Origin of the sequence: Pseudomonas sp. VD-NE ins (genome assembly GCF_031882575.1) — a bacterium.
Classification (GTDB): domain Bacteria; phylum Pseudomonadota; class Gammaproteobacteria; order Pseudomonadales; family Pseudomonadaceae; genus Aquipseudomonas; species Aquipseudomonas fluorescens_BZ.
The window spans coordinates 3,799,504-3,820,232 of record NZ_CP134772.1; the positions used below are offsets into that span (position 1 = coordinate 3,799,504).

The following is a 20,729-nucleotide window of genomic DNA, read 5'->3' on the forward strand; positions in this document are numbered from 1 at the left end:
TGTCCAGAAAGTGTGCTTTTAAGCTACTGACCTAGGCGAAAATCCTCCGGCATGAGTCTGTTCTAGGCTACCAGCCATGATGGAAAGCAGGCTTTACATCGAGTAAATTTTCAGCAACCATGTAAAGGGTCTTTTACATAGGAAGTGAAGAATGAACCGGTACTACCTCGAATTGGGCGCAGCATTAATCATCTACATGCTGGTGCTGACAGCCTCATTGATTGCCTCGCAATACCTGATGGACGCCCCTATCGTGCTGCGCTCGGCCGTCGCACTGACGCCGATCATTCCGGCGGGACTGATGTGCTGGGCCATCGTGCGCAATATGCGGCGCATGGACGAAATGCATCTGCGCATCCAGTTCGAAGCGCTGGGCTTCGCCTTCGCCGCCTCGGCATTATTGACCTTCAGCTACGGTTTTCTGGAGAACGTCGGCGCCCCACATATCCCGTGGACATGTGTGTGGCCGGTGATGGGGCTGATGTGGATTGTCGGCCTGCACATTGCGCGACGCCGCTACCAATGAAAAACCGCCTCAAGGAACTGCGCGCCGAGCGCAAATGGTCGCAGGTCGATCTGGCTGAACGCCTGAGCGTGTCGCGTCAGACCATCAACGCGATTGAAAACGAACGCTACGACCCGAGCCTGCCACTGGCCTTTCAGATTGCCCGGGCGTTCGAGATGCCGATTGAAAGCATTTTTGATGATGGCGAACCTTGAATGAAAAAAGGGGCAACACACGTTGCCCCCTGTTGTATCAACTCCCCGCGCCGCCATGCGCCTCTTCAAAGAAGTAATCCTTCCAGCTGTCGGCCTTGTTCTTCAGCACGCCCAGCTCCTGCAATTTCTCGGCGTAGATAAAGGTGCGCTGCGGCACCACGGTAAAATCGATTTCCGGGTCTTTGACGATTTGCTCAACCAGAGCCAGCGGCAACTTCGATTGCTCGACACGAATGTACGCCTGAGCCGCCGCCGGTTTGTCGGCCTTGATGATCTTCTCGGCCTCGGCCAGCGCGTCATAGAACGCCTTGTAGGTCTTCGGGTTTTCGTCGTGGAATTTTTCCGTGGTGTAGAGCACGTTGAACGTCGCCTGGCCGCCGAGCACGTCGTAGGAACTCAGCACTTTGTGCACGTTGGGGTTCTGCAGGGCCTGGTACTGAAACGGCGGGCTGGAGAAGTGCGAGTTGATTTCCGAGCCGCCGGCGATCAACGCGGCCGTCGCATCGGGGTGCGGCAGACTGACCGAGATGTCGTCGAATTTCTTGTACTGGGCGTCGCCGAATTCCTTGGCGGTTTCGATCTGCAAGGTGCGCGACTGGAAGCCGACACCGGCGGCCGGCACAGCAATCCGATCCTTATCGGTAAAGTCCTTGAGCGTCTTGATGTTCGGGTTGTTGGTCAGCAAATAGTTGGGCATCGAACCCAGTGCGGCGATGGCTTTGACGTTCTGTTTGCCTTTGGTGCGATCCCACACAGTGAGCATCGGCGGCACACCGGCAGACACCACGTCGAGCGAGCCGGTAAGCAACGCCTCGTTCATCGCCGTGGCGCCGGAGATGCTGTTCCAGTCGACCTTGATGTCGAGGCCCTGCGCCTTGCCGTGTTTTTCGATGAGGTTCTGATCGCGCACCACATCGAGGATCAGATAACCGATGCCGAATTGCTGGGCGATGCTGATCTTGCCCTCGGCCTGAGCGGCGGTGCTGAACAACGCACTCGCGGCCAGGGAGGCGGCCAACAGAGTCAGTGCGGAACGTTTGAGTGTGGCCATGACAACCTCGCAGCATGGGGGTGGTGTGCTGAAAGAGCTGACTTTATCGCTATAAAAAACATAAATTAAATATCTTTATCGCATATCGATAGCACGGGTTGTTGAGCGAAAGGAGGCTGCGAGCTTTTGATTCCGGGTTCCGATAACAAGATCAAAAGACCGCAGCGTGCCGCAGCTCCTACATTGGAATTCGGTGGCGGCTCGAAGGGTTAAACAGCCTGAAACAATAAATCCACCAGCCTCAATATCGTCGATTGCCGTGCCACGCGAAGGCCGGTCAGGGCTGCAGGCGCGTCACCAACTCCGAGAGCCCGCGCACCAGCGCAGCAGTTGAGCGTTTAAAAGGGCGATCAGACAGCCCACCCTTGGTATCATCGCGCACACTTTTATGACGATTTAATGGCTGGAAGGTCTTTTTTTGTGAGCGCTCTTTTTAACCGGTTACGGCAGCCGTATACCCGCCTCTTTTCGCTGATTGTTCTGGTGCTGGTGGTGCCGGTGTGCCTGCGTGCGGCACTGGGTTGGTCGGCACCGCTGGGCTATTTGTCGGATCTGGCCATTGGTAGCCTGTTGGTGATGTTGCTGCATCGCCGGGCGTGGTGGCTGGCCCTGCCGGTGTTGCTGTTCTGGGGATTGCTGGCGGTGGCCACGGCGGAACTGGTCAGCGCGGTCGGTCGTTTGCCGACGCCTTCCGACATTCATTATCTGATCGATCCGCAGTTCGTTGAGAACTCTACCGGTGGCGGGCTGGCCCATCCGGCACTGGGCATCACTTTGCTGCTGGCCTTGGTGCTCTGGTTGCTGACACAGTTCGCCGGTCGCAACCTGCCGCGTCCCCCGCTCCCCCGCGCAGTCTGGAGCGCGCCGCTGGTGCTGTTCGCCGCGCACTGGGGCGCGCAGAACCTGTGGCCGAGCGAAGCGGATCCGTGGCGCCAGTACAACCTTCCGCACCAGTTGCTGGCCACCGAAGTCGCCGATCTGCAGATCCAGGCCGAGGAATGGCTGGACGGCGATGTCGAAGAACCCGCGCCGGCCATGGCCGGTCTCACCGACGTCGACCTCAACGGGCAGAAATTGCTGGCCGCACCGGGTCAGGCGCGCAACGTGCTGATCATCGCGCTGGAAGGCATTCCCGGTGCTTACATCCGCGCCAACCGCGAAGCCATCGGCAGCCATTATCAGGAAGACCTGATGCCCAACCTCAGCCGCTGGGCCGAGCGCGGCATGAACACCCCGGATTACGTGCTGCATACGCACCAGACCATTCGCGGTCTGTACGCGATGCTCTGCGGCGATTACGACAAACTCAACAATGGCACGCCCAAAGGCGTGGAAATGCTCACCCTCAACGAGCGCAATCAGGCCTGCCTGCCGGCGCAACTGCGGGAACACGGCTTCAGCACGCACTATCTGCAAGGTGCCGGGCTGCGTTTCATGGCCAAAGACAAGATCATGCCGCACATCGGTTTCGATGCGACTCATGGTCTGGAATGGTTCAGCAACAGCAACTATCTGGAGTTCCCGTGGGGCAAGGATGACAAGGCATTTTTCGAAGGTGCGCTGGATTATGTCGGCCAACTGAAAAAACAGAAAAAGCCGTGGATGCTGACGCTGCTGACCGTCGGCACCCATCAGCCCTACTCCGCACCCGAGCAATACCTGGAGCGGTACGAAACGCCGAAACAGGCCGCCGTCGGTTATCTCGACGATGCACTGGAGCAATTCCTCAGCGGCCTCGAACGCCAGGGCGTTCTGAAAGACACGCTGGTGGTGATCACTTCGGACGAATCCCACGGCATCGACGGCGTGCGTCTGGCCTCGTCGTGGGGTTTCAATCTGACCCTGGCGCCGGAACATGAACAACTGCCACGGCTGAACAAAGGCGTGTATGGCCATGTCGATCTGAGCACCTCGATCCTCGACTACTTCGACCTGCCGGTGCCTTCGGCGCTGAGCGGCCGCTCGCTGTTTCGCGACTACGACAGCGGCCGCGAAATCATGTCGTTCACCAACGGCAAGCTGCGCTATCACAACGGTCAGGGGATTTTTTCCGAGTGCGACATGCCACGTCGCTGCCGTTATTACGAAAGCGCCGGTTTCATCGCCGAAAGCGCCACGTACAAAGGCAACTACAGCGGTCATCCGGCCCGGCAGATCGCCGCCCGCGCCAACGCCCTCGACCTGTCGCTGCTGCGTACGCCGCTCAATCATCGCTATCAGTTCGGCAGCACCAACGTCATCCCGCTGCAAGCACAGATCAACGATGACTGGGCCGACAACCTGATCGGCGCGCAGTACCTGGAAATGCCCAAAGGCTCGCACACCCGCGTGCGCCTCACCGTGCGTTCAGTCGATCCGCAACAAGCGGCGTACATTCAGCTCAAGGCCAAGGAATTTGAACAGGACGTGCAGATCGGTCTGCCGCAGGAGATGGTCGCAACTGCCGACCAGCCACTGGAAATGAACTTCAGCTTCGACAACCCGCAAGAGCGCAAAGCGTTTTCTTTTCATTTGCTGGGGTATGGATTGGGCGCGGTTGAGGTGACGGATTTCAGTGTGATCACTGAACTGCCGGGGCAAGAGGACATTCTTGACGACGTGCCGGAGGACGACACGGCCCAATCCACCTGACCAGGATTCTATAAGGGCGAGCGCGCAGTAAAAGGTTCTGACTATCAATGTCCAATAGTCGGCCTATTAGCTGACTTCCCCAGTCGGGTCTAGCCTTACTAGTCCGAAGTCGGCACGAGCCGGCCGTAGCAGACCTGATAAGGACCCGAACATGGCAAACGAATCGAAATGCCCGTTCAACCACGCCGCCGGTGGTGGTACGACGAACCGTGACTGGTGGCCGAATCAACTCAACCTGAAAATCCTCAGTCAGCATTCGCCAAAGTCCGACCCACTGGGCAAGGATTTCGACTACGCCAAAGCTTTCAAAAGCCTCGACTTTCAAGCCCTGAAACAAGATCTCAATGCGCTGATGACCGACTCCCAGGACTGGTGGCCGGCCGACTTCGGCCATTATGGCCCCCTCTTCATCCGCATGGCCTGGCACAGCGCCGGCACTTATCGCACCGCCGATGGCCGTGGTGGCGCCGGCTCCGGGCAACAACGCTTTGCACCGCTGAACAGCTGGCCGGACAACGTCAGCCTCGACAAGGCCCGGCGCCTGCTGTGGCCGATCAAACAGAAATATGGCCGCAATATTTCCTGGGCTGACCTGATCGTTCTCACCGGGAACGTCGCGCTGGAATCCATGGGCTTCAAAACCTTCGGTTTCTCCGGTGGCCGTCCCGATGTGTGGGAGCCGGATGAGGACGTGTACTGGGGCTCCGAGCACGAATGGCTGGGTGGCGACAGCCGTTACGGCAAAGACAAGTCCGCCATGCAGGAGCCCGGTGACGGCACGCTGGTGACTGAGCCGGATCTGCACGGCAAAGAAGAAAGCCGCACCGATCAGGGCGAACGCAATCTGGAAAACCCGCTCGCCGCCGTGCAGATGGGCCTGATCTACGTGAACCCCGAAGGTCCGGAAGGTAATCCTGACCCGGTCGCTTCAGCCCACGACATCCGTGAAACCTTTGGCCGCATGGCCATGAACGATGAAGAAACCGTCGCGTTGATCGCTGGCGGCCACGCCTTCGGGAAAACCCACGGCGCCGGTCCGGCCGATAACGTCGGGCCTGAGCCAGAAGCGGCCGGCCTCGAAGAGCAGGGCCTCGGCTGGCGCAACGCGTTCGGCACCGGCAAGGGTGGCGACACCATCACCAGCGGCCTGGAAGTGACCTGGACCACCACACCGACACAGTGGAGCAACAACTACCTGGAAAACCTGTTCGGCTTCGAGTGGGAACTGAGCAAAAGCCCGGCCGGTGCGCATCAATGGATTCCGAAAAACGGCGCTGGTGCCGGCACCGTTCCGCATGCCCATGATCCGAACAAAAAGCTTTCGCCGACCATGCTCACCTCCGACCTGGCGCTGCGTTTCGATCCGGCTTACGAGCAGATTTCCCGGCGTTTCCTCGCCAACCCGGATCAACTGGCCGACGCCTTCGCCCGCGCCTGGTACAAACTGATCCACCGCGACATGGGCCCGCTGTCGCGCTATCTCGGCCCGGAACTGCCGAACGAAGAACTGCTGTGGCAGGATCCGATTCCCGCTGCCACTCACCCGCTGATCGACGACAGCGACGCGACTGCGCTGAAAGGCAAAATCCTCGCGTCAGGGCTATCGGTATCGCAACTGGTCTCGACCGCATGGGCCGCTGCTTCGACGTTCCGCGGTTCGGACAAACGCGGCGGCGCCAACGGTGGTCGTCTGCGTCTGGCACCGCAGAAGTTCTGGCAGGCCAACCAGCCTGAACAACTGGCCAACGTGCTGCAAACCCTTGAGGGCATTCAGAACGAATTCAACGGCGGCGCTGCCGGCAAGAAAGTCTCACTGGCAGATCTGATCGTGCTGGCGGGGAATGCCGGGGTCGAGCAAGCGGCGAAAAACGCCGGGCACTCCGTCTCCGTGCCGTTCAATCCGGGGCGTACGGACGCCTCGCAAGAGCAAACGGATGTTGACTCGTTTGGCTTCCTTGAACCGATTGCCGATGGCTTCCGCAACTACAGCAAAGGCAAATACACCGTCTCGGCCGAGGCATTGTTGATCGACAAGGCGCAACTGCTGACGCTCACCGCACCGGAAATGACTGTGCTGCTGGGTGGCTTGCGGGTGTTGAACACCAACATCGGGCAAACCCGGCATGGTGTGTTCACCTCGCAAACTGAAGCGCTGACCAACGACTTCTTCACCAACCTGCTGGACATGGGTGTGGAGTGGAAGCCGACTTCAAGGGATGCGGATGAGTTCGAAGGACGCGACCGTAAAACCGGCAGCGTGAAGTGGACGGCGACGCGGGTTGATCTGGTGTTTGGTTCCAACGCGCAACTGCGGGCATTGGCTGAGGTGTATGCCAGCTCGGATGCCAAGGAGCAGTTTGTTAAGGACTTTGTGGCGGCGTGGACGAAGGTAACGAATCTGGATCGGTTTGATTTGAAGTAGTTTTTCGCAAATGAAAACGCCGCATTGGTTAATGCGGCGTTTTTTTATGCGTACGGCTTGGGGGACATCTCGGTCTGAGGGGGATCGATGTCAGCCACGCCACCACATTCAAGCAAAAAAAGGCCGCACCCAGCGGATGCGGCCTTGTCATATCCGCCGCAATCAACCGCCATCGGTATCAATATCGGCATCCGTCTCCTCCCCCGGCTTCGCCCGGTCCGGCTGCGGTTTGAAGCCCGGGCTGAATTCGTTGTCGTTGTCGGTGTGCTGGTTTTTCTGATCCACCGCCGGGTCGGCACTCTGCGCCTGCTCTTTATCGCCCTGCTGCTGCGTCGGCGCCGGTTGCCCCGGCACCTGCGGGTCGATCGCCGGATCATTGCGATTGATCGGTTCGCCAGATTGGCTCTGCTTCGTTTGCTCGTTCATGGCCACCTCATTGGTCAAACACCCCCGACGCACATCCGCCGGGTGTCAAAGATTCGAAGCCTGCCCCGCGCCAACGTTCAAAACTTCGCCGCGCACGGCCACGCCGACTAGAGTTACCGGGACGTTCCTTGCGCCAGAGCAAAAATATACGTGCGCGAACGAACAACTATTTCGAACGGCAAATGTCGATCACTTCGCGGCGATCATTTTCACGACCGCCCCCCAATTCGCGACGGAGCAACAGGCACATGGCAGCACTGCAGAACAGCACACTCGATGCGATGAAAAACAAACAAGCACAACTGCTGGGCGAATGGATCAATGGCCTGCAAGCCAGCGGCGCCACGCGTAATCTGAAAGACCACGATCTGCAGCAACAAACCACCGAATTCCTGCAACTGGTGGTCAGTGGCATCGAGAACGACAACGGCACCAACATCGCCGCACCGGGTTGGGAAGCCACCCGCCAGTTCCTCGAAAAGCTCTCCCACAGTCGCGCCCTGCTCGGCCAGGACTCGCAGCAGACCGCGAGTTTCATCTTCGCCCTCAAAGGCCCACTGTTTAACCTGCTCCAGAACCATTACAAAGACCAACCGGCGCTGCTCGCCGAACAACTCTGGGAAGTGTCCGAGCTGCTGGACGCGTTCGGCATGCACACCATCCGCACCTTCCAGAAATCCCGTGAAGCGGTGATCAAGCGTCAACAGGAAGAACTTCTGGAGCTGTCGACCCCGGTGGTCAAGCTATGGGACGGCGTCCTGGCACTGCCGATGATCGGCACCCTCGACTCGCAGCGCACGCAAGTGGTGATGGAATCGCTGCTGCAACGCATCGTCGACACCGGCTCGGAAATCGCCATCATCGACATCACCGGCGTACCGACCGTCGACACCCTGGTTGCCCAGCACCTGCTGAAAACCGTGACCGCGATCCGCCTGATGGGCGCCGACTGCATCATCAGCGGCGTGCGTCCGCAAATTGCGCAAACCATCGTCCACCTCGGCCTCGACCTGCAAGGCGTGGTCACCAAGGCCAATCTGGCGGATGCGTTGAAACTGGCCCTGACCCGCCTGGGCATCAGCATCGGCAAAGCGGTCTGAACCCATGGAAAGAATTCCTATTCTTCAAATGGGCAAGTTCCTGCTGGTGACCATTCAGGTCGACATGCATGACCAACTCGCCCTCACCTTGCAGGACGACTTGTCCGAGCGCATCAGCAAAACTTCGGCGCGCGGGGTGTTGATCGACATCTCGGCGCTGGACATGGTCGACTCGTTCATTGGCCGGATGATCAGCACGATCTCCGGCCTGTCGAAAATCATGGACGCCGAAACCATGCTGGTCGGCATGCAGCCGGCCGTGGCGATCACCCTGGTCGAACTCGGCCTGACCCTGCCCGGCGTCAGCACGGCATTGAATGTCGAGCGCGGGATGAAACTGCTGCAGGAACGAGTAGACCGGCAATGACCGTACGCAGCAGCGGTACTCAACCCATCCACATCGAACAGGATGTCGTGCTCGCGCGCCAGACCGCCCGCAAACTGGCCACCGAATGCGGGATGCGCCTGATCGACCTGACCAAAATGGTCACAGCGGTCAGCGAACTGGCGCGTAACACCATGGTTTACGGTGGCGGCGGCGACATGGACTGGCAGATCCTCGATGAGGATCACAAGGTCGGTCTGCGCTTGACCTTCCGCGACGAAGGCCCGGGCATTCCCGACCTGAAACTGGCGATGACCGACGGCTGGACCTCGGGCAGCGGCATGGGCCTGGGCCTGACCGGGGCAAAACGCCTGGTCGAAGAGTTCGAACTGGACACCGAGCCCGGCAAGGGCACTCGCATAACGATTACCCGATGGACATGAATATCAGCGGGTCGATGACCCAGGTTTTACTGATCGAAGACAGCAGCCAGATCGGCCACGCCCGCCGCACGGCGCAACAACTGGCCGAACAACACGGCTTTGACGAAGGCGATGCCGGGCGTGTGGCACTGGTGGCGACGGAGCTGGCAAGTAACGTGCTCAAGCACGCCAGCCACGGTGAAATGCACCTGCGGGTGCTGCCGCGCGCCAATGGTTTTGGCATTGAATTGCTCGCCATTGACCGTGCGCAGGGGTTTGATCTGGAGGCCTGTCTGGCCGACGGGTTTTCTACTGGCGGTACCCAAGGCATCGGCCTCGGCTCGATATCACGCCAGGCCGAAGTGTTTGATGTGTACGCCGATGCCCGTGGCGCGGTGTTATTGGCCCGATTTTATCCACGCACGGATCGCGAGCCCGACATGCGCTTTGGGGTCAGCCAGCACTCGTTGCACAACGATCCGGCGTGCGGCGATGTCTGGCACCTGGCGTATGACAACGGCAGCATCAGCGCACTGATCATCGACGGGCTCGGTCACGGTGAAGACGCCGAACGCGCCGGCCGCGCCGGAGCGCAAACCTTCGCCCTGACGCCCTTTTCCGAGCCAGTGATGCTGATGGAAGACATGCACCGCGACATGATCGGTACTCGCGGCGGCGCCGTCGCGTTCGCCCGGTTCGATGCGCGGCGCGACAGCCTGACCTTTGCCGGTGTCGGCAACATCGGCGCCAGCCTGATCAACGCCGACAAATCCCGTGGCCTCGCCTCGCACCCGGGCATCGTCGGCGTGCAATACCGGAAAGCCCGGCCCTTTGACTATGCTCACGTGAACGGACATCTATTGATCATGTACAGCGACGGCTTGCAGTCCCGTTGGAATCTTCAAGACTACCCCGGTCTGGTGCACCGCCATCCCGCCGTGATAGCCGGCGTCCTGCACCGCGACTTCTGTCGCGGGCGCGACGATGTAACGGTGCTGGTCGTTGCCCTGGAGGCCGCCCATGGCTGAGTCGCCGATCCTGAGCAGTGCCGAGCAGGCTGCGCTGATTGCGCAGTTGCAGAGCGAAACCGCGGCCCTGCGCGAAGAACTCGATGAGACCAATCAGGGGGTGCTGGCGCTGTACGCCGAACTCGATGTACAGGCTGAGGAACTGCGCCAGGCTTCGGATCTGAAAAGCCGCTTTTTGTCGTACATGAGCCACGAGTTCCGCACGCCGCTGGGTTCGATCCTGAGCATCAACAGCCTGCTGGCCGATGAACTCGACGGCCCGCTCAGTCCCGAGCAACACAAACAAGTGGCCTTCGTCAGCACGGCGGCACGCGAACTCAGCGACATGGTCGATGATCTGCTCGATCTGGCCAAGATCGAGGCCGGACGCATCAGCATTTCCCCGGCGTGGTTCGACATGTTCGACCTGTTCTCCGCCCTGCGCGGGATGTTCCGGCCGATCGTCGACGCCTCGGCGGTCGATCTGATCTTCGAAGAACCGGTCGGATTGCCACGCCTGTACACCGACGACAAGAAACTCGCGCAGATCCTGCGCAATTTCATTTCCAACTCGCTGAAATTCACCACCCGTGGCGAAGTGCGGGTTTCCGCGCGGCTCGAAGGGGCGGACAAGGTGCGCTTCGCCGTCAGCGACACCGGAATAGGTATCGCTGCCGAGCTGCATGGCGCATTGTTCGAAGACTTTTCCCAGGTCGACTCGCCGTTGCAGAAACGCCTGCGCGGTACCGGGCTGGGCCTGTCACTGTGTAAACGCTTCGCCGCCCTGCTCGGCGGTGAAGTCGGGATGGACAGTGCGCCGGGGGTCGGCTCGACCTTTTTCGTGATCATCCCGTTGGCGATCGCTCTGGAGAACGTCGATGAAACGTGACATCCGCCTGTTGATCGTCGACGACAACGTCGCCACCCGCTACGCCCTGCGCCGACGGCTGGAGCGCCACGGCTACGAGGTGCTGGAGGCCGGCACCGGTGGCGAGGGGCTGGCGCTGATCGACAGTGAAGCGCTCGATGCGTTGATCCTCGACGTCAATCTGCCGGACATGAGCGGCTTCGACATCGTACGGATTCTGCGCGCGGACAGCCGCACCGCGCTGTTGCCGGTGATCCATGTGTCCGCGGCGTCGATCCAGACCGGCGATATCATCACCGGCCTCAACGCCGGTGCCGACGCCTACCTGATTCACCCGGTGGACCCCGACGTGCTGCTGGCCACCCTGCGCACGTTGCTACGGGTGCGCGACACGGAAAATGCCCTGCGCGAAAGCGAGGCGCGGTTCCGCGAGATTTTCGCCAATGTGTCGGCGCCGATCGCGGTGCTCGATGCCAGCCTCAAGGTGCATGAGTGCAACCATGCCTTCGCCCAACTGATTCTCGACAATCAAGACCCACTGGCCCTGCGTGAATGCTTCGCCGAGGATCAGAGCGCGATCCTCAATGAACTGCGCCTGCGTCTGGTCGATGGCGAGCGCTGGAAAGGCACGCTGAACATGCGTGTGCAGGGTGAGATTCGCGAGACCGAATGGCAGATTTCCCCGTACCGCACGCCCGAACTGAGCCTGGTCTTCGTCGAAGACGTTACCGAGCACCGCCACCGCGAACGCTCGCATCTGGCGCGTCTGGATGACACCACCACGCAACTGGCCAAGGAAACCGCCGAACGCGTGCGCGCCGAGGCGCAGTTGCTGCAAGTGCAGAAAATGGATGCGCTGGGCAAGCTCACGGGCGGTATTGCTCACGACTTCAACAACCTGCTGACCGGGATCATCACCAGCCTGGAACTGATCCAGAAACGGGTCGCCGATCAGCGTCTGGACAAGGTGCAGTTTTATAGCGAAGCGGCGCTGAATTCGGCGATGAGCGCGGCGTCGCTCACCCACCGCCTGCTGGCCTTTGCCCGCCAGCAGCCTTTGGACACGCGGCCGGTGGACATCAACGAGCACGTACGTTCGCTGGAAGAACTGCTGATGCGCACCATCGGTGAACGCATCAGCCTCAAGCTTGAGCTGACCAACAAACCGGCGATCGCCCTGGTCGACCCGGTGCAACTGGAAAGTGCGGTTCTGAATCTGGTGATCAACGCCCGCGATGCGCTGCCGGTGGGCGGCAATATCTGGGTCAGCACGTACGCCGCTTACTCCCATGGCGACCCGAATCTGGCCGATGGCGCTTACGTGGCGCTGTCGGTGCGTGACGACGGCACAGGGATCGAGCACAACGTCATCGATAAAGTCTTCGATCCGTTTTTCACCACCAAACCGTTGGGCCAGGGCACCGGGCTGGGCCTGTCGACAATCTATGGTTTTGCCCGCCAGTCGGGCGGCGATGCGCACATCCGCAGTGTCGCCCGGCGCGGCACCGAAGTGACGATCATGTTGCCGGCCACCACTGATCCGACAGGCGCCGACATCCCCGCGCCGGTGGTCGATCCGCAAGGCAGCGGTGAGCATGTACTGATTGTCGAGGACATGCCGTCGGTGCGCATGTTTGTCACTGAAGTGCTGGAGGACGCAGGTTACCGCTGCACCCAGGCGGCGGATATCGAGACAGCGCTGGAGCGCCTGCAGAATGATCCGTCGATCAACCTGTTGCTGACCGACGTTGGCCTGCCGCGCATGAGCGGTCGTGAATTGGCGGATGTTGCGCGGGGCTGGCGTGAGGGGCTGCCGATCCTGTTCATGACCGGGTATGCGGAAACGGCGATCAATCGTCAGGTATTTCTCGGCAGCGGCATGGACATGCTGGTCAAGCCGTTCCAGATCAGCGAACTGCTCGACAAGGTCCGCCGCACCCTTGATGGTGCCTGATCAACCGCTTGCTCCGGGCGGCGTTCCGACGAAAACGTCCGCCCTGCCAACCCACCTATCGGCTCAAGGCACGGGCCAAAAACGGCGCCGTCCGGCTCTTCTTGCTCGCCGCAACCTTCTGCGGCGTGCCCGCCACGACAATCCTGCCGCCCTGATCCCCCGCCCCCGGCCCGATGTCGATCACCCAGTCACTTTGCGCCACCACGCGCATTTCGTGTTCGACCACAATCACCGTGTGCCCCGCCGTCACCAGCGTATCCAGCTGTTCCAGCAGCCGGTCGACATCACGCGGATGCAACCCGGTGGTCGGTTCATCGAGCACATACAAGGTCGCGCCGCGCTGGTTACGCTGCAACTCGGTGGCCAGTTTGATCCGCTGTGCTTCGCCGCCGGACAGTTCCGTGGCCGGTTGCCCGAGGCGCAGATAACCCAGGCCAATATCGCGCAGCACCTCCAGTGACCGACGAATCCCCGGTTGCCCGGCAAACACCGTCACCGCTTCCTCGACGGTCAATTGCAGCACCTGCGCAATGCTCAGACCCTCCCAGAGAATCGCCAGCGTCTGTGGGTTGTACCGCGCGCCATGGCAGGTCGGGCACGGCGCATACACACTGGGCATGAACAACAATTCAACACTGACAAACCCCTCACCTTCGCAGGTGGCGCAACGGCCCTTGGCGACGTTGAAGGAAAACTGCCCGGCGTCATAACCCGCATCCCGCGCAGCGTCGGTCGCGGCATAGAGCTTGCGCACGTTGTCGAACAACCCGGTGTAGGTCGCCAGGTTGGAGCGTGGCGTGCGGCCGATGGGTTTCTGGTCGACCTGCACCAGTCGCTTGATCGACTCCAGCCCGGACGTAACCTGACCGCTGCTGACCTGCGGGGCGTCGTCTTCGAGGCTGAGTTCTTCCGGTTCACTGTCCAGCGTGGGACGGCCCAATTGTGCGCCGACCAGTTCCAGCAAGGCCTGACTGACCAGACTCGACTTGCCGGAGCCGGAAACGCCGGTTACCGAGGTAAAGCAGCCCAGCGGAAATTCAGCGCTGAGATTGTTCAGGTTGTTACGGGTGATGCCCTCGAGTTTCAGCCACGCCGTCGGTTTGCGCGCGGTGCGTACCTGGCGCTGTGTTTCGGCAAACAGGTAGGCGCGCGTCTGCGACGCTTCGATCTCCGCAAGACCGGCGGGCGGGCCGCTGTACAGCACCTGCCCACCCTGCTCGCCCGCCGCCGGGCCGACGTCGATCAGCCAGTCAGCACGGCGCATGGTTTCCACGTCGTGCTCGACCACAAACAGCGTATTGCCGTCAGCCTTCAAGCGCTGCAAGGCCTCGAACAACGCCTCGCCGTCGGCCGGGTGCAAACCGGCGGAAGGTTCGTCGAGCACGTAGATCACCCCGAACAATTGCGAACCCAGTTGCGTCGCCAGGCGCAAGCGTTGCAGCTCACCGGACGACAAGGTTGGCGTGCTGCGCTCCAGCGCCAGATAACCGAGGCCCAGATCGGTCAGCGTGCTGACCCGCTCCAGCAAATCCTCGGCAATGCGCTGCGCCGCCAGACGCTTCTCCAGCGACAGATTGGGTGTGTGCCGCACATCGGGCGCGCTGCCGTGGCCGCTGGCACCGTGGGCCACGCGCTGCTGGCGGGCCTCGCGGGTTTGCGCATGGCTCAAGGTCTCACCGGTTTCTTCAGCCTGTTGCAGATAACTGGCCGCCGCCACCGGCCGCAATACTTCGGCGACTTGCAGCAATGGCATCTGCGACAGCTCACCGATGTCATACCCGGCAAACGTCACCGACAACGCTTCACGCTTCAGGCGTTTGCCGTCGCATAACGGGCAAGGGCTGCCGAGCATGAACTGTGAAACGCGCTTCTTCATCAGCGCACTTTGCGAATGGGTGAAGGTGTGCAGGATGTAGCGGCGGGCGCCGGTGAAGGTGCCCTGATAACTCGGCTCCATCTTGCGTTTGAGGGCGACGCGGGTTTCTTCCGGGGTCAGCCCGGCGTACACCGGCACGGTCGGGGTTTCTTCGGTGAAGAGAATCCAGTCGCGCTGCTTTTTCGGCAGCTTTTTCCACGGGATGTCGACGTCGATGCCCATGGTTACGAGGATGTCGCGCAGGTTCTGGCCCTGCCAGGCCAACGGCCAGGACGCCACCGCGCGCTGGCGGATGGTCAGGTTCGGATCGGGCACCATCAGCGCCTCGGTGACTTCATACACCCGCCCAAGACCATGGCACTCCGGACACGCGCCTTGCGGTGTGTTCGGCGAAAAGTCCTCGGCATACAACATCGGTTGCCCCGGCGGATAACTGCCGGCGCGCGAATAGAGCATACGGATCAGGCTCGACAACGTCGTCACGCTGCCCACCGACGAACGTGTGCTCGGCGTGCCGCGTTGCTGTTGCAGGGCCACGGCCGGCGGCAGGCCTTCGATGGAATCGACATCCGGCACGCCAACCTGATCGATCAACCGTCGCGCATAGGGCGCCACCGATTCAAAGTAGCGGCGCTGGGCTTCGGCGTACAAGGTCGAGAAGGCCAGCGAGGATTTGCCCGAACCGGACACGCCGGTGAACACCACCAGGGCATCGCGGGGAATGTCGACATCGACGTTCTTCAGGTTATGTTCACGGGCGCCGCGTACCCGGACCATGCCGGCGGGCGCTTTGGAGGTGCGTTTGGAAGTCATCGACCTGCCTTGGTGAAGGAATGTTCAACGCTCAGCTACCGAGCATCACCCGAATCATCTGCAACATGGCTTCCGGGCTATACGGTTTGCTCAGCAAATGGGTGTCAGGGCTTAACTGGTGATTGCGCGAAATGATGTCGCGGGTGTGCCCGGAAGTGAACAGCACCGCCACCGGCGGCGTCTGCACCTTGGCCCAGGCGAACAGGTCGGAGCTTTTGATCAGCCCCGGCATGACCACGTCGGTGAAGATCAGGTCGACCGCGGCACCGTCGAGGAGCATTTGCATGGCCGCATCGCCGTGGCCGGCGGTCAACACGCGATAGCCCTCCTCGCGCAACAATTCCACCGCCGAAGTGCGCACGGCGTCGTTGTCCTCGACCACCAGAATCGTCTCGTGGCCGCCGCTCTGCTGCCTTTGCAGATTGGGCGCCTCATCAAGGATCGGGCGCAGGCTGCGCGGGAAGTACAACTGCACCCGCGTGCCCTCGCCCAAAGCGCTGGTGATCTCGACATGCCCGCCGCTCTGCTTGACGAAGCCGAACACCATGCTCAGGCCCAGCCCGGTGCCCTGACCATCGGCCTTGGTAGTGAAAAACGGTTCGAATACTTGCTCGAGGATCTCTGGCGGGATACCCGCGCCGGTGTCACTGACCGCAACGCGGACAAATTCGCCGGGAACGATGCCTTTACCGGCACAGAACTCGCGTTCGAGTCGCACATTGGCAGCGCTGAGCGCAATGGTGCCCTCGCCCTTCATCGCATCACGAGCGTTGATCGCCAGGTTGAGAATGGCATTTTCCAGTTGATTGCGGTCGACGTTGATGTGCCACGGTTGCTGCGGCAACTGCACGTCGATCTGAATGGTTTCGCCCAGCGCCCGTTGCAGCAATTCGCCAACGCCTTCGAAAATCTGCTGCGGGTTGCACACCGCCGGCGACAACGGCTGGCGCCGGGCAAACGCGAGCAACTGAGAGGACAGCTTGGCACCGCGTTCGACCGCCGCCAGCGACGCGCTGACCCGGCGCTGCACGTTGGCGTTGTTCGGTTCGTGGCGGGCGAGCAGATGCAGATTGCCGGCGATCACTTGCAGCAGATTATTGAAGTCGTGAGCCACGCCGCCGGTGAGACCGCCAATGGCTTCGAGCTTCTGTGATTGGCGCAACTGCTCTTCCGCCGCCAACCGCGCCTCGACCTCTTCGCCCACGCGCTGTTCGAGGTTGCGGGTAAATTTGAGCAGGGATTCTTCAGCAATCTTGCGTTCATGAATGTCGATCAGTACGCCGGGGAAGCGCAACGGTTTGCCGTGTTCGTCAAACTCGCACCCGCCACTGGCCAGCACCCACAGATAACTGCCGTCACTGCGCCGGACGCGATATTCGGCGTTATACGGCTCGCCGGTCTGCACGGAATGGGCGACACGCTCTTGTACCCAAGCGTGGTCATCGGGATGGATACGCGACTCGGCAACGTCCTGGGCGAGATTGCTCAGGTCATGATCCGGCGGATACGAGAACGTACGGGCGAATCGTTCGTCTGCTGACAATGTGTTGTTTTTCACATCCCAGACAAACGAGCCAAGCAAGGCGCCGGCATTCAGCGCCAGACGTACCCGCTCATTGTCGGCGCGGTAGGCTTGTTCGGCTTCCTGACGCCGGCGTTCGGAGTGCACGAATTCAGTGGTTTCCACCACCATTGCCATGACCCCGGCCGGCACGCCGTCATCGTTGGCGACGGGGCTGTAATACAGGTCCATCCAGACGTCTTCGGGGACGCCATCACGCAACAGCACCAGTTCTTTATTGCGAAAGGACAAGGTGCCGCCCGCCAGGCAAGTGTCGACCACATGTCGATTGAACTCGGCGACCTCTGGCCAACCCAACTCGACCGGTGAACCGAGCAGATACGGATGGCGACCGCCCGCGAATATCGAATAGGCGTCGTTGTAGATCATGTAGCCGAGACGGCCCCAGAGCATGACCATCGGCAGCGGCGAGGCCAGCATCAATTGCACGGCGCTGCATAGGCTGGCGGGCCAGGTGTCCAGCGGACCCAGTTCAGTAGGGCCCCAGTCGAACGCACAGATGCGCCCGGCCATCTCGCCTTTCCAGCCGTCACAACCATGGCTATCGGATAAAAACTGCATCGACTGACTCAGTGTCCTGTGGTGATTGCCCGATAAATCGCGACGCCATAACGACGCGACGCCCGTCTGTTTCGAGCGTCTGCAGTCGTATTGGTTTCATATGAGGTATAGCCGATTTAATCCCTGCCCGGAACCTACACCCCGATCAGGTGTTTGAGCGGATGGTAGCCAGTTTTCATTTTCGCGGCGACGTCGAGAATGGCCTTCTCGATACCATTGAGATGCGTGCAGGTCAGCTCGATGGCGGCGCTCTGATTGCCGGCTTCGATGTACTCGATCAGGCGCAGGTGTTCGTTGTCGCGGCAGACTTCATGGCTGTCGTCATCCAGCGCGGCGGCGTATAGCGAGGCACGGGAGATCAGCTTCTGGAACCAGTCGAGCAGCACCGGATTATTCAGGCTGCGCGCCAGTTTGATGTGGAACTCGCCAAGCAGGTGAATCAAGCGCTCATGATCGCCCGCCGCGTGGGCTTCATCTTCCAGCAGCAGGTGCTCGCGCAGATCCTGCATCGCCGCGCCGTCCTTGCGCCGGCACAGTTCGGTGACGATGCCGATCTCGATCAGCCGGCGGGTTTCAAACAGCGAGCGGAGCTCTTCATTGCTCGGCAGCGATACCGATGCCCCTTTATTGGGCTCGGTGGTGACCAGCCCATCGGCCTCCAATTGCTTCAATGCCGCGCGCACCGACGTGCGGCTGACATTGAATAACTCGGCCAGCGAGGCCTCGCCCAGTTTCATTCCCGGACGCAACGAACGCTTGCTGATCGCCTCGTAAACCCCTTGGTAGACGCGGTCGACCGTGGTTTCCGGTTTCTTTTCGGTCATTTGGGCACTCCTTTAACGTCGAGCAACTGAGTGCCACGCAGGATATAGCCTTCGGCTTCGAGATGCAGGGTCTTGATTGCACGTTGAGTGCGGATCACCCATCGAGGGGGCGTCGCGCTACCCGTCTGCTCGTTGCAAGCAGGACACATGTGCCGGGAGGGGGGCGGTGAGCAGGCTCACGCCTGCATTTGATCTTCCCACGCAGTGCGTGGGAAAGATCATTACCGGATTCAGTCCGTGCCGTATTTCGGCGAGCGCGGGCCGTACAGCAGGCCTGCCGGATGCCCGGCCGAGAGCAGACGATTACTCGCCACACCGGCAATCGGGTAGCCGGCATCGGTGGCGCTGTTGATAACCTGCTTGACCGCTGCCGTGATCAGCATGCCGATCAGACCACCGCCGCCGTTATTGCCGCCCTCTTCGCTCGACGCCCGGGCCGAACCGGTCCACAGCGTCGTGCCGCTTTTCAGGTCGACCAGTTTCGCCGTCGCGGTCACTGCCGTTTCGCTGCTGATCACCATGTAACGCGTGCCGTATTCGGTCACGGTGATGTACAGCGCCGCGTCCGCACCGAAGATCTCCTTCAGTTTGTTTGGCGGTGCCTGATGGATGTCGTCCGGTGTGGTCAGGCCGTTCTGGCGGAACGTCTCGTCAACCAGCGTGATCGGCAGTACGTAATAACCAGCCTCGGCCAGCGGGAACGTCACCTGCGACAACAGGCTGTACGACGCCTTCACATCCGGCGAGGTGTTCAGCGGTGGCAGCACCAGAATGGTCTTTGGCCGCGCTTGTTTGTAAGCCGAGTAATCCACGGTCTTGGGCGCAACGCAGCCGCCCAGCACGGTCAGGGCCAGACCGGCGGCCAGCAGTTTCAAGGTACGCGCGATCATTTCGCGTCTCCGGTCTTGGCATTCTTGAGCAGGAAATCCATGTACGTCCCGGACTCAGGGAACAGGGTTTTCTCGGTGTTGAACTGCTGCACCATCTGATCGTCCTTGCCCATGCTCAGATAGAGCAAGCCAAGGTGTGCGTGGTAACCCGGCGGTACGGCCTTGCCGGTGGAACGGATTTTTTGCAGGTCACGCTCCAGCGCTTCGGCCTGGGCTTCCTTCGGCTCTTCGCCTTTGAAGTATTCGTAGACCTGGGGTTCGTAGCCTTCCCACTGATACAGGGTTTTCGGGCTGCTGCAACCGGCCAGCAAGGCGCTGGCGGCCAGCGTCAGCGCCATTAACGAGCGCGACAAAGTCAGATTCATGGGTGTTGCTCCTTGCAATGGGCGTCGATCAGTTGCCCGGTTTCCAGGCACCGGCGTTCATGCCATCGACCAGACGATTGATCGCCTCGCGCATGGCCAGATCCAGTACTTTGCCGTTGAGGGTCGAGTCGTAGGCAGCGGTGCCACCGAAGCCGATGATTTCGCGGTTGGACAAGGCGTATTCGCCGGCGCCCTGAGTCGAATAGACCACTTCGGAAGTGCTGATGTTGACGATGTTCAGGTTGACCTTGGCGTAGGCCACTTGAGTCTTGCCACGGCCAAGAATGCCGAACAACTGGTGATCGCCGGTCTCTTTGCGGCCGAACTCGGTGACGTCACCGGTGACCACATAATCAGCACCTTTGAGACGCTGGGCCTGGCCCTTGATCGCGGCTTCCTGCTGGATTTCGCCCATGTTGTCGCGATCCAGCACGCTGAAGCGGTTGGTCTGCTGCAAGTGGGTGATGAGGATGGTCTTGGCCTGACCGCCGAGACGGTCGACACCGTCGGAGAAGATCCCGCGCATGTAGCTGGAGCGGTTGTCGAACTTGCCCACGGCCATTGGCACACGAACGCCAGTCCAGACTTGGCTGGCGCTTTCAACCTTGGCCACCGGCAGCGCGCGGGAGCTTTCGGTGGCGCAACCGGCGAGTGTGCCGGCAATCGTGCCGAGTACAGCAATCGCGACGCCTGAGACCAGCATCCGGGAGATCATTCTCACTGAGTATTCCTTTTGAAAAACGGGGATGTCCCGGCACGGCAAAGCGCTCGGGGGCTGAAAAGGGGCGGCATTATGACAAAGTGCCATCATTCGTGACAGGTTTTTTTGACGCCAGTGAATTGGCTTGATTGGCCTTACGCAAATCCATTGTGGGAGCGAGCCTGCTCGCGA

At 60.8% G+C, this 20,729-nt stretch carries 18 protein-coding genes; 10 read left to right on the forward strand and 8 right to left on the reverse strand.

The window, feature by feature from the left end:
- Positions 1–151 precede the first annotated feature (151 nt).
- The gene (locus RMV17_RS16860) at positions 152–526 is read left to right on the forward strand and encodes a hypothetical protein (RefSeq protein WP_099756496.1); all 375 of its coding nucleotides are present in this window, start codon (positions 152–154) and stop codon (positions 524–526) included.
- A complete protein-coding gene (locus RMV17_RS16865) occupies positions 523–720 on the forward strand; it encodes a helix-turn-helix transcriptional regulator (protein WP_160057476.1) in 198 nt (65 codons plus the stop codon). Before RMV17_RS16860 ends, RMV17_RS16865 begins: the two co-directional genes overlap by 4 nt.
- A gap of 37 nt (positions 721–757) precedes the next feature.
- Here the strand turns inward: RMV17_RS16865 and RMV17_RS16870 are convergent, their stop codons facing one another.
- Positions 758–1,771 carry an ABC transporter substrate-binding protein gene (locus RMV17_RS16870; RefSeq protein ID WP_311881317.1) on the reverse strand — a complete coding sequence of 338 codons (1,014 nt, stop codon included), beginning with the start codon at positions 1,769–1,771 and terminating at the stop codon, positions 758–760.
- Between the two features lie 420 nt (positions 1,772–2,191).
- Between RMV17_RS16870 and RMV17_RS16875 the strand changes: the two genes are divergently transcribed.
- Complete coding sequence (locus RMV17_RS16875) at positions 2,192–4,402, forward strand: LTA synthase family protein (RefSeq protein ID WP_311881320.1); 2,211 nt, start codon at positions 2,192–2,194, stop codon at positions 4,400–4,402.
- A 151-nt stretch (positions 4,403–4,553) separates the two neighbouring features.
- Positions 4,554–6,824: a catalase/peroxidase HPI gene (gene katG, locus RMV17_RS16880; RefSeq protein ID WP_311881322.1), complete on the forward strand. Its 2,271-nt coding sequence runs from the start codon at positions 4,554–4,556 to the stop codon at positions 6,822–6,824.
- A 162-nt stretch (positions 6,825–6,986) separates the two neighbouring features.
- On the opposite strand, the gene RMV17_RS16885 is transcribed toward katG, so the two are convergent.
- Positions 6,987–7,250, reverse strand: a complete 264-nt coding sequence (locus tag RMV17_RS16885) for a hypothetical protein (protein ID WP_034155681.1) — start codon at positions 7,248–7,250, stop codon at positions 6,987–6,989.
- 248 nt (positions 7,251–7,498) lie between these two features.
- On the opposite strand from RMV17_RS16885, the gene RMV17_RS16890 reads away from it, so the two are divergent.
- From RMV17_RS16890 to RMV17_RS16915, 6 genes are read left to right on the forward strand one after another with little or no spacing between them, the layout of a single operon-like run.
- Complete coding sequence (locus tag RMV17_RS16890) at positions 7,499–8,350, forward strand: STAS domain-containing protein (RefSeq protein ID WP_311881323.1); 852 nt, start codon at positions 7,499–7,501, stop codon at positions 8,348–8,350.
- Between the two features lie 4 nt (positions 8,351–8,354).
- Positions 8,355–8,717 (forward strand): STAS domain-containing protein, encoded by a 363-nt coding sequence (locus RMV17_RS16895; protein WP_007912539.1) that lies wholly within the window; start codon positions 8,355–8,357, stop codon positions 8,715–8,717.
- The gene (locus RMV17_RS16900) at positions 8,714–9,118 is read left to right on the forward strand and encodes an anti-sigma regulatory factor (RefSeq protein WP_008084828.1); all 405 of its coding nucleotides are present in this window, start codon (positions 8,714–8,716) and stop codon (positions 9,116–9,118) included. The genes RMV17_RS16895 and RMV17_RS16900 overlap by 4 nt, the downstream gene beginning before the upstream one ends.
- Entirely contained in the window at positions 9,115–10,125 is a 1,011-nt protein-coding gene (locus RMV17_RS16905; protein WP_108225460.1) for an ATP-binding protein, read from the forward strand. Before RMV17_RS16900 ends, RMV17_RS16905 begins: the two co-directional genes overlap by 4 nt.
- The gene (locus tag RMV17_RS16910) at positions 10,118–10,993 is read left to right on the forward strand and encodes an ATP-binding protein (protein WP_311881326.1); all 876 of its coding nucleotides are present in this window, start codon (positions 10,118–10,120) and stop codon (positions 10,991–10,993) included. Before RMV17_RS16905 ends, RMV17_RS16910 begins: the two co-directional genes overlap by 8 nt.
- On the forward strand, positions 10,983–12,926 hold the full coding sequence (locus tag RMV17_RS16915) for a response regulator (RefSeq protein WP_311881328.1): 1,944 nt from the start codon (positions 10,983–10,985) through the stop codon (positions 12,924–12,926). Before RMV17_RS16910 ends, RMV17_RS16915 begins: the two co-directional genes overlap by 11 nt.
- Before the next feature lie 55 nt (positions 12,927–12,981).
- On the opposite strand, the gene RMV17_RS16920 is transcribed toward RMV17_RS16915, so the two are convergent.
- The 6 genes from RMV17_RS16920 to RMV17_RS16945 all read right to left on the reverse strand — a co-directional run bounded on the left by RMV17_RS16920 (position 12,982) and on the right by RMV17_RS16945 (position 20,552).
- Positions 12,982–15,615 (reverse strand): excinuclease ABC subunit UvrA, encoded by a 2,634-nt coding sequence (locus RMV17_RS16920; RefSeq protein ID WP_311881329.1) that lies wholly within the window; start codon positions 15,613–15,615, stop codon positions 12,982–12,984.
- 31 nt (positions 15,616–15,646) lie between these two features.
- Positions 15,647–17,758 carry an ATP-binding protein gene (locus tag RMV17_RS16925; protein WP_311881330.1) on the reverse strand — a complete coding sequence of 704 codons (2,112 nt, stop codon included), beginning with the start codon at positions 17,756–17,758 and terminating at the stop codon, positions 15,647–15,649.
- 134 nt (positions 17,759–17,892) lie between these two features.
- Positions 17,893–18,582 (reverse strand): GntR family transcriptional regulator, encoded by a 690-nt coding sequence (locus RMV17_RS16930; RefSeq protein WP_034155674.1) that lies wholly within the window; start codon positions 18,580–18,582, stop codon positions 17,893–17,895.
- Between the two features lie 230 nt (positions 18,583–18,812).
- The gene (locus RMV17_RS16935) at positions 18,813–19,472 is read right to left on the reverse strand and encodes a DUF799 domain-containing protein (protein ID WP_034155673.1); all 660 of its coding nucleotides are present in this window, start codon (positions 19,470–19,472) and stop codon (positions 18,813–18,815) included.
- The gene (locus tag RMV17_RS16940) at positions 19,469–19,837 is read right to left on the reverse strand and encodes a DUF4810 domain-containing protein (protein ID WP_034155672.1); all 369 of its coding nucleotides are present in this window, start codon (positions 19,835–19,837) and stop codon (positions 19,469–19,471) included. The genes RMV17_RS16935 and RMV17_RS16940 overlap by 4 nt, the downstream gene beginning before the upstream one ends.
- Positions 19,838–19,865: 28 nt before the next feature.
- A complete protein-coding gene (locus RMV17_RS16945; protein ID WP_166674995.1) occupies positions 19,866–20,552 on the reverse strand; it encodes a CsgG/HfaB family protein in 687 nt (228 codons plus the stop codon).
- Positions 20,553–20,729 lie beyond the last annotated feature (177 nt).

What these genes read in the sequence shown, in the direction of transcription:
- RMV17_RS16895 (WP_007912539.1), top strand. Translation starts at nt 8,355, where the DNA reads ATGGAAAGAATTCCTATTCTTCAAATGGGCAAGTTCCTGCTGGTGACC.
- RMV17_RS16945 (WP_166674995.1), bottom strand. Translation starts at nt 20,552, where the DNA reads ATGATCTCCCGGATGCTGGTCTCAGGCGTCGCGATTGCTGTACTCGGC.
- RMV17_RS16890 (WP_311881323.1), top strand. Translation starts at nt 7,499, where the DNA reads ATGGCAGCACTGCAGAACAGCACACTCGATGCGATGAAAAACAAACAA.
- RMV17_RS16860 (WP_099756496.1), top strand. Translation starts at nt 152, where the DNA reads ATGAACCGGTACTACCTCGAATTGGGCGCAGCATTAATCATCTACATG.
- RMV17_RS16940 (WP_034155672.1), bottom strand. Translation starts at nt 19,837, where the DNA reads ATGAATCTGACTTTGTCGCGCTCGTTAATGGCGCTGACGCTGGCCGCC.
- RMV17_RS16935 (WP_034155673.1), bottom strand. Translation starts at nt 19,472, where the DNA reads ATGATCGCGCGTACCTTGAAACTGCTGGCCGCCGGTCTGGCCCTGACC.
- RMV17_RS16885 (WP_034155681.1), bottom strand. Translation starts at nt 7,250, where the DNA reads ATGAACGAGCAAACGAAGCAGAGCCAATCTGGCGAACCGATCAATCGC.
- RMV17_RS16915 (WP_311881328.1), top strand. Translation starts at nt 10,983, where the DNA reads ATGAAACGTGACATCCGCCTGTTGATCGTCGACGACAACGTCGCCACC.
- RMV17_RS16870 (WP_311881317.1), bottom strand. Translation starts at nt 1,771, where the DNA reads ATGGCCACACTCAAACGTTCCGCACTGACTCTGTTGGCCGCCTCCCTG.
- RMV17_RS16900 (WP_008084828.1), top strand. Translation starts at nt 8,714, where the DNA reads ATGACCGTACGCAGCAGCGGTACTCAACCCATCCACATCGAACAGGAT.
- RMV17_RS16930 (WP_034155674.1), bottom strand. Translation starts at nt 18,582, where the DNA reads ATGACCGAAAAGAAACCGGAAACCACGGTCGACCGCGTCTACCAAGGG.
- RMV17_RS16865 (WP_160057476.1), top strand. Translation starts at nt 523, where the DNA reads ATGAAAAACCGCCTCAAGGAACTGCGCGCCGAGCGCAAATGGTCGCAG.
- katG (WP_311881322.1), top strand. Translation starts at nt 4,554, where the DNA reads ATGGCAAACGAATCGAAATGCCCGTTCAACCACGCCGCCGGTGGTGGT.
- RMV17_RS16905 (WP_108225460.1), top strand. Translation starts at nt 9,115, where the DNA reads ATGAATATCAGCGGGTCGATGACCCAGGTTTTACTGATCGAAGACAGC.
- RMV17_RS16925 (WP_311881330.1), bottom strand. Translation starts at nt 17,758, where the DNA reads ATGCAGTTTTTATCCGATAGCCATGGTTGTGACGGCTGGAAAGGCGAG.
- RMV17_RS16920 (WP_311881329.1), bottom strand. Translation starts at nt 15,615, where the DNA reads ATGACTTCCAAACGCACCTCCAAAGCGCCCGCCGGCATGGTCCGGGTA.
- RMV17_RS16910 (WP_311881326.1), top strand. Translation starts at nt 10,118, where the DNA reads ATGGCTGAGTCGCCGATCCTGAGCAGTGCCGAGCAGGCTGCGCTGATT.